General features: G+C 60.5%; 6 protein-coding genes. All 6 read left to right on the forward strand.

What is annotated here, in order from left to right:
- Positions 1 to 49 precede the first annotated feature (49 nt).
- On the forward strand, positions 50 to 1,726 hold the full coding sequence (locus tag CSQ93_RS22250; protein ID WP_199534476.1) for an electron transfer flavoprotein-ubiquinone oxidoreductase: 1,677 nt from the start codon (positions 50 to 52) through the stop codon (positions 1,724 to 1,726).
- Positions 1,727 to 1,956: 230 nt separating this feature from the next.
- Positions 1,957 to 4,566, forward strand: coding sequence for a tetratricopeptide repeat protein (locus tag CSQ93_RS22255; RefSeq protein ID WP_099379909.1), 2,610 nt, complete (start codon positions 1,957 to 1,959; stop codon positions 4,564 to 4,566).
- Positions 4,563 to 5,696 (forward strand): DegT/DnrJ/EryC1/StrS family aminotransferase, encoded by a 1,134-nt coding sequence (locus CSQ93_RS22260; RefSeq protein WP_099379910.1) that lies wholly within the window; start codon positions 4,563 to 4,565, stop codon positions 5,694 to 5,696. The genes CSQ93_RS22255 and CSQ93_RS22260 overlap by 4 nt, the downstream gene beginning before the upstream one ends.
- On the forward strand, positions 5,693 to 6,442 hold the full coding sequence (locus tag CSQ93_RS22265; RefSeq protein WP_099379911.1) for a CatB-related O-acetyltransferase: 750 nt from the start codon (positions 5,693 to 5,695) through the stop codon (positions 6,440 to 6,442). The genes CSQ93_RS22260 and CSQ93_RS22265 overlap by 4 nt, the downstream gene beginning before the upstream one ends.
- Complete coding sequence (locus CSQ93_RS22270) at positions 6,435 to 7,031, forward strand: acyltransferase (protein WP_099379922.1); 597 nt, start codon at positions 6,435 to 6,437, stop codon at positions 7,029 to 7,031. Before CSQ93_RS22265 ends, CSQ93_RS22270 begins: the two co-directional genes overlap by 8 nt.
- A gap of 172 nt (positions 7,032 to 7,203) precedes the next feature.
- On the forward strand, positions 7,204 to 7,372 hold a 169-nt coding region (locus CSQ93_RS22275), incomplete at its 3' end, for a flagellin N-terminal helical domain-containing protein (RefSeq protein WP_442778345.1).

The raw sequence follows: 7,372 nt of genomic DNA on the forward strand, positions 1-7,372 counted from the left end.
TTCTTCGAAGATTCCTCACCCACCCATTTAGTGACTATAAATCGAGACCATGACACAGCCTAATAACTTAGTTGAACAGTACGGACCGCGCGAAACCATGGAGTATGACGTGGTGATCGTCGGCGGTGGCCCCGCAGGCCTGGCCGCGGCGATCCGCCTGAAGCAGCTGGCCGCTGAAAAGAACCAGGAAGTGTCCGTCTGCGTGCTGGAAAAAGGCGGCGAATTGGGCGCGCATATCCTGTCGGGCGCCATCATGGACCCGAAAGCGCTGACCGAGCTGATTCCGAACTGGAAAGAACTGGGCGCGCCCCTGAATACGGAAGTGACGGAAGACCGCATCCTGTTCCTGACCGAAACGAAAGCATATAAAACGCCAGGCTTCGCCGTGCCGGCCTGCTTTGAAAACCACGGCAATTACATCGTCTCGCTGGGCAATGTGGTGCGCTGGATGGGCCAGCAGGCGGAAAACCTGGGCGTGGAAATCTTCCCCGGCTTCCCCGCCGCGGAAATCCTCTACAACGACGACGGCTCCGTGAAAGGCGTGGCGACCGGCAACATGGGCGTCAAGCGCGATGGCGAACCGGGTCCCGACTTCCAGCTGGGCATGGAATTGCACGCCAAGTACACCCTGTTCGCCGAAGGCGCGCGCGGCCACCTGGGCAAGCAATTGATGGCCAAGTATGACTTGAACGCCGGCAAGGATCCCCAGTCATACGGCATCGGCATCAAGGAATTGTGGGAAATCGACCCGGCCCAGCACAAACCGGGCCTGGTGATCCACTCGAGCGGCTGGCCGCTGGACACGAAAACCTACGGCGGCTCCTTCCTGTACCACCTGGAAAACAACCAGGTGATGGTCGGCTATGTGGTGGGCCTCAATTACGAGAATCCTTACCTGTCGCCGTACGAGGAATTCCAGCGCTATAAAACGCATCCTGAAATCCGCAAGTTCTTCGAAGGCGGCAAGCGCATTTCGTACGGCGCGCGCGCGATCGCGGCCGGCGGCCTGCAATCGCTGCCGAAACTGGTGTTTGCCGGCGGCGCGCTGATCGGCTGCGATGCGGGCTTCCTGAACATGAGCCGCATCAAGGGCAGCCACGCGGCCATCAAGAGCGGCATGCTGGCGGCGGACGCAGCCTTCGGCGCGCTGGGCGAACAGCGCCAGCACGACGAACTGACGAGCTATCCTGTTGCTTTCGAGAAATCGTGGCTGCATGAAGAGCTGCACGTGGCGCGCAACGTCAAGCCATGGCTGTCGAAGGGCCTGTACCTGGGCAGCCTGATGACGGGCATCGACCAGCTGATCTTCCGCGGCAAGGCGCCGTGGACCCTGCACCACTCGCATGGCGACCACGAATGCCTGAAACCGGCCGCCCAGTCGAAAAAGATCGTGTATCCGAAACCCGATGGCAAGCTGACTTTCGACAAGATGTCGTCCGTGTTCATTTCGAACACGAATCACGCGGAAGATCAGCCGATCCACCTGACCTTGAAGAACGCCAGCGTGCCCGTCGACGTCAACCTGGCCACGTATGCGGGTCCGGAAGCGCGTTACTGTCCCGCCGGCGTGTACGAGTTCGTGAAGAACGACGACGGCGCCGAACGCCTGCAGATCAATGCACAGAACTGCGTGCACTGTAAAACCTGCGACATCAAGGACCCGACGCAGAACATCGTCTGGGTGACACCGGAAGGCGGCGGCGGGCCGAACTATCCGAATATGTAACTGCAAGGCATCGCAGCACCGGCTGAGAATCGGCCAGAACAGCGCACTCCCGTCCGGCAGTGCGCTGTTTTTTTGTCAGAAGGATCAGAATTGCCCGCACTTTGGACTAACTGCAACAGCAAGTGCGCATTCGGGCAGCGTGCGTCAACAAATTCCCCTCGGAAAGTTTCTCACGGGCACTGTCACCAGTTACAATTCCCGTTGCTAAACATTTTTGCCCGCCCCAGCCCATGCACCCGACCCTCCCTCCCGCAGTCTCCCCCGACACCGAATTACAGCTGGCCATCGCTGAACACCAGGCAGGGCGTTTTGCCGAGGCGGAAGAAATCTACCTGTCGATCCTGCAGGCCCATCCCTACCATGCCGTCGCCAACCACAACCTGGGTTTGCTGGCCGGGCAAGTAGGCCAGCATGTGGCCGGCTTGCCGTATTTGCGCAAGGCGCTGTCCGTCGCCCCGGACGAGGGCCAGTTCTGGCTATCCTATGCGCAGGGCTTGCTGCAGGCGGGACAGCCCGACGAAGCGCTCGACATCGTCGACACCGCCATCGCCCGCGGACTCGACAATGCTGCCTCGCAAGCGCTGCGCCAGCAGGCGCAGGAGGCGGTCGCGCTGGCGGCCCTGTCGCCGTCGCAGCCGGAAATGGACCACATCGTGCAGTTGTACCAGGCGGGCCAGCATGAACAGATGGAAGCGGCCTGCCGGCAATTGCTGGCAACCTATCCAGACTCGCCATTCGGCTGGAGCGTGCTGGGGACGGCCCTGCAGGTGCAAGGCAAGGATGCTCTGGCCACGCTGCAGCGGACGGTGGAACTGGCGCCGCACGATGCGCAGGCGCATGGGCACCTGGGCAATGCCTGGCAAACGGCCGGGAAACTGGATGCAGCCCGCGACTGCTATCTGCGGGCGCTCGAAATCGAGCCGGCGTTTGCCGAGGCGCACTGCAACCTGGGTAACCTGCTCCAGGCGGAAAACAGGCTGGACGAGGCTGTGGCGAGCTACCGCCGCGCCCTGGCCTTGAAGCCAGACTACGCGCTGGCGACGTTTAATCTGGGCAATGCGCTGCTGCGCCAGAAACAGTTTGGTGCCGCTGCCGACAGCTTTCGCGCCGCCACCCTTGCATTACCGGACGACGCGGAGGTGCATAACCGGCTGGGCCAGGCGCTGCACGAAAACAGGAATGTACAGGACGCCGTGCGCAGCTTCCAGCGCGCGCTGCAGATCAAACCCGATTACCGGGCGGCACGGAACAATCTGGTCGCCGCCTACCTGGTGCTGAAACAGTATCAGGATGTATTGACGTGCCTGAACACGGCGCTGGAATCCGAGCCAGATGATGAAGAATTACATTTTCATTTGGGTAATATCATGCGCACCATGGGCAAAAGCAAGGAAGCGCTGGCCGCGTTCCGGCGCGCCCTGGAAATCAAGCCCGACTACGCGGCGGCAGAAATCAACCTGTGCTCGCTGCTCCACGCCGAAGGCCATCTGGAGGAAGCCATTGCCAGCGGCTATCGCGCCCGGACGGTGGCATCGCATATTCCGGAGAGCCACAGCGGTCTGCTATTTTGCCTCAGCCATAGCGTCGATATCGACGCTCAAAGCCTGTTTGAGGAACATTGCCGCTTCGGCGAGGCCTTTGACCGCCCGTCCACGGCCGCGACAGCGGAAGGCCACGTTTTCGGCAACGACAACGATCCCGCGCGGCGCATCAGGGTCGGCTTTGTCTCGGGCGACTTCAATTCGCACGTGGTGTCCAACTTCGTCGTGCCCGTGGTGGCGCACCTGAGCGCCAGCCCCGGCCTGAGCCTGTACGCCTATTACAACAATACGCTGGAAGACGCCGTCACGCAGCGCCTGCGCGGCTATTTCCCCCATTGGCAAAACATCATCGAGGTGAGCGACAGCAGCTTGCAGGAAAAGATCCGGGAGGACGGCATCGACATCCTGGTCGACCTGTCCAGCCATACGGCCTTCAACCGCCTGACGGCCTTTGGCCGCAAACTGGCGCCGATTCAGGTCAGCTGGATCGCCTATCCCGGCACAACGGGCCTGAAAACCATGGATTACTATCTGACCGATCCGCAATTCGACGTCGATGAAAAGTACTTCACGGAAAAAGTCGTGCTGCTGCCTGCCAGCGTACCCTTCCTGCCATCGTCCGACTCCCCGGAACTGGTCCGCGCACCAGCGCTGGGCAACGGCTACCTGACCTTCGGCAGTTTCAATCGGCTCAGCAAACTCAATCCAGGCGTCATCGCCCGCTGGGCAAAGCTGCTGCGGGCCCTTCCCGAAGCGAAAATGCATCTTGCCGCCATGCAAAAAGACAGCGATATCGCCACCTTGCAAGCCTGGTTCGCGCAGGAAGGCATCGCCGCCGACCGCCTGACCTTCCACGGCCGCACCCACCTGGGCGGCTATCTGGCCTTGCACCAGCAAATCGACATCTGCCTCGACACCTTCCCGTACACGGGCGGCACCACCACGCTGCATGCGCTGTGGATGGGTGTGCCCACGCTGACGCTCAAGGGAACAAGCGTACCGAGCCATGCCGGCGCCTGCATCTTGCAGCATGTGGGTCTCGACGCCTTCATCACGACCGACGACGAGGATTTCGTCCGCAAGGGAATATTCTTATCTAGCAACATCATGCAGCTGGCCGTCCTGCGCGCAGACTTGCGCAACCGCATGCAAGTGTCGGCGCTGGCCGACTCGCGGGCCATTGCCCACAATATGGAAAAGGCGTTCCGCACCATGTGGCAGCGCTGGTGCAGCGGCTTGCCGCCGGCATCGTTCGCCATTGCGCCAGGCGACACCAACAAGCAGGTGATGCCATCATGAGCGACAAGAAGCCGATTTACGTCACGCAGCCGCTCATGCCGGATTTGCAAGACTTCCTGCCATATCTGGAAGAGATCTGGAAAAATAAAATCCTCACCAACGGCGGCCCGTTCCACCAGCAACTGGAACAGGCGTTGTGCGACTATCTGGGCGTCAAGCACATCTGCCTGTTTACCAATGGGACGCTGGCACTGATCACGGCCCTGCAAGCGCTGCGCATCACCGGCGAAGTGATCACCACGCCCTACTCCTTCGTCGCCACCGCCCACTCGCTGCTCTGGAATGGCATCAAGCCCATTTTTGTCGATATCGACCCGCTGAGCCTGAATATGGATCCCGCCAGGATCGAGGCAGCCATCACGCCGCACACCACCGCCATCATGCCGGTGCACTGCTATGGCCGTCCCTGCGACGTGGAACGCATCGAAAAGATCGCCGACAACTATGGCTTGAAGGTCATCTACGACGCGGCGCATGCGTTCGGCGTGCGCCACAAGGGCAGCAGCGTGCTCAATTGCGGCGACCTGTCTGTGCTGAGTTTTCACGCCACCAAGATTTTCAATACCTTTGAAGGCGGCGCGATCGTCTGCCCCGACGCCAAGACCAAGCAGCGCATCGACCATCTGAAAAATTTCGGCTTCGTCGACGAAGTGACGGTGGTGGCACCCGGCATCAACGGCAAGATGAGCGAGATCAACGCCGCGTTCGGCCTCCTGCAATTGAAGGGCATCGATGCGGCACGCCTGCAGCGGCGCGCCATCGATGGCCGCTACCGGGAACGGCTGGCGGCCATCGCCGGCATCGACTGCCTGCCGGCTGGCGAAGAGGAATCGGCCAACCATTCCTACTTCCCCATTCTCGTCAAGGAAGCCTACGGCACCAGCCGCGACGCACTGTTCCAGCTGCTGCGCGACCAGGATATCTACGCGCGCCGCTATTTCTATCCGCTCATCAGCGACTTCCCCATGTACCGCAGCATGCCGACCGCCGCCCACAGCAATCTGCCGAACGCGCTGCAGGCATCGCGGCAAATCATCTGCCTGCCCATCTATCCCGGCCTGGGCCTCGATCAGGTCGATGCCATCTGCGCCATCATCGAGCGGCATGCACAGGCCGGCAGGATTCCATGAATATTTCCACAGACACCGACTTTTTCGGCACCATCGACGACCATCGCTGGGCGGCACAATTTACCGTGCTGTCCTACAAGGACGGTGGACAGACCCTGATACCGCATGGCTTTTTCCGTAACTGGCTGGGCAATGAGCCGGACTTCGGGCAATTTACCATCGGCCGCTGTTCCGGCATCGGCATCGGTTCGCAAGCCAAATACGATTCGACCGAGCAGCACCTGCAAATCGGGCGCTACGTTTCCGGCGGCGCGAATCTGCGCTTCATCCTCAACGGCCAGCACGACATGCGCACCATTTCGACGTATCTTCTGGCATTGGGCGGCATGGGCCTGGAAAACAGCCCGATTCCCCAATATGCCGATACGGTCATCAAGAACGATGTGTGGATCGGCGACGAGGCGATGATGTTGGGCGGCGCGGTCATCGAGAATGGCTGCGTCATCGGTGCGCGCACGCTGGTGCCGCCCAATTTCCGCAGCGAACCCTACGGCATTTACGCAGGGACGCCCGCGCGCCTGCTGCGCTTCCGCTTCAGCGAGGAAGTGCGCGCAGCCCTGCTGGCGCTGGCCTGGTGGGAACTGCCGCTGAGCTGGATACGCGAGAACAACGCGCATTTCCTGCAAAACATGACGGCCGACGATGGCGAGGCGCTGCGCGTCATTGCCGAACTGGCAGAAAGCAAGCGCCGCCACCTGGAAGCCGGCGCCGGCGCCGCACACCCGCACAAGGATGACCATGTCTGAACTTTTCAATCCCGGCTATTACACCGAAGAAGACTTGCACGGCGCGGGGTTTCGCAGCCTCGGCCACAACGTGCGCATCGCCAGGAACTGCGTCATCATCGGCATCGACAATATCGCGATCGGCAACAACGTGCGCATCGATGGCTACAGCACCCTGGTGGCGGCAGGTGGCCATATCCGCATCGGCAGCTACGTTCACATTGGCGGCGGCTGCTTTCTCTTCGGTGGCGCAGGCATCACGCTGGAAGACTACGCCGGCTTGTCGCAAGGCGTGCGCCTGTACAGCAAGACCGATGATTACAGCGGGGCCAGCATGACCAACCCCACCGTGCCGGCGGAATTTACAAACTGCAAAAGCGGCGCCATCCACCTGGGCAGGCACGTCATCATCGGCTCGGGCAGCGTGGTGCTGCCCGGCGCACAGCTTGGCGAAGGCGTCGCCGTGGGCGCGCTCAGCCTGGTCACCAAGTCGCTGCCGGCATGGGGAGTCTATGCGGGCACACCCGCGAAGCGGATCAAAAGCCGCGACCAGGGTTTGTTAATTGCAGAAGAGCAATTGCGCGCGCGCGATGCGATAAAAAATAGTTAAAAGTATATTTTTAGATATTATTTCCACAGAAACTAAAAATCACCGCAGCTTCAGGGCAAGATAAAAAATATTTCCATGTAGCATTTAATGCATAAGTAAAAATGGCCGCCTTGTGCTTGTGAGAGCAGAAAAATAGCGCGTCTCGCTGAATATATCCTACAGGAGCAATACAATGCTGAGCCTTCACACCAATAACGCATCGTTGTCCGCACAAAACTCGATCGCCAAGACCCAATCGCAACTGTCGACCTCGATGACCCGCCTGTCCACCGGCTACCGCATCAACTCGGCAATGGACGACGCTGCCGGCCTGCAGATCGCTACCCGCCTGAAAGCACAGA

This window comes from Janthinobacterium sp. BJB426, assembly GCF_002735705.1.
Lineage (GTDB): Bacteria > Pseudomonadota > Gammaproteobacteria > Burkholderiales > Burkholderiaceae_D > Janthinobacterium.

What these genes read in the sequence shown, in the direction of transcription:
- CSQ93_RS22260 (WP_099379910.1), top strand. Translation starts at nt 4,563, where the DNA reads ATGAGCGACAAGAAGCCGATTTACGTCACGCAGCCGCTCATGCCGGAT.
- CSQ93_RS22270 (WP_099379922.1), top strand. Translation starts at nt 6,435, where the DNA reads ATGTCTGAACTTTTCAATCCCGGCTATTACACCGAAGAAGACTTGCAC.
- CSQ93_RS22255 (WP_099379909.1), top strand. Translation starts at nt 1,957, where the DNA reads ATGCACCCGACCCTCCCTCCCGCAGTCTCCCCCGACACCGAATTACAG.
- CSQ93_RS22265 (WP_099379911.1), top strand. Translation starts at nt 5,693, where the DNA reads ATGAATATTTCCACAGACACCGACTTTTTCGGCACCATCGACGACCAT.
- CSQ93_RS22250 (WP_199534476.1), top strand. Translation starts at nt 50, where the DNA reads ATGACACAGCCTAATAACTTAGTTGAACAGTACGGACCGCGCGAAACC.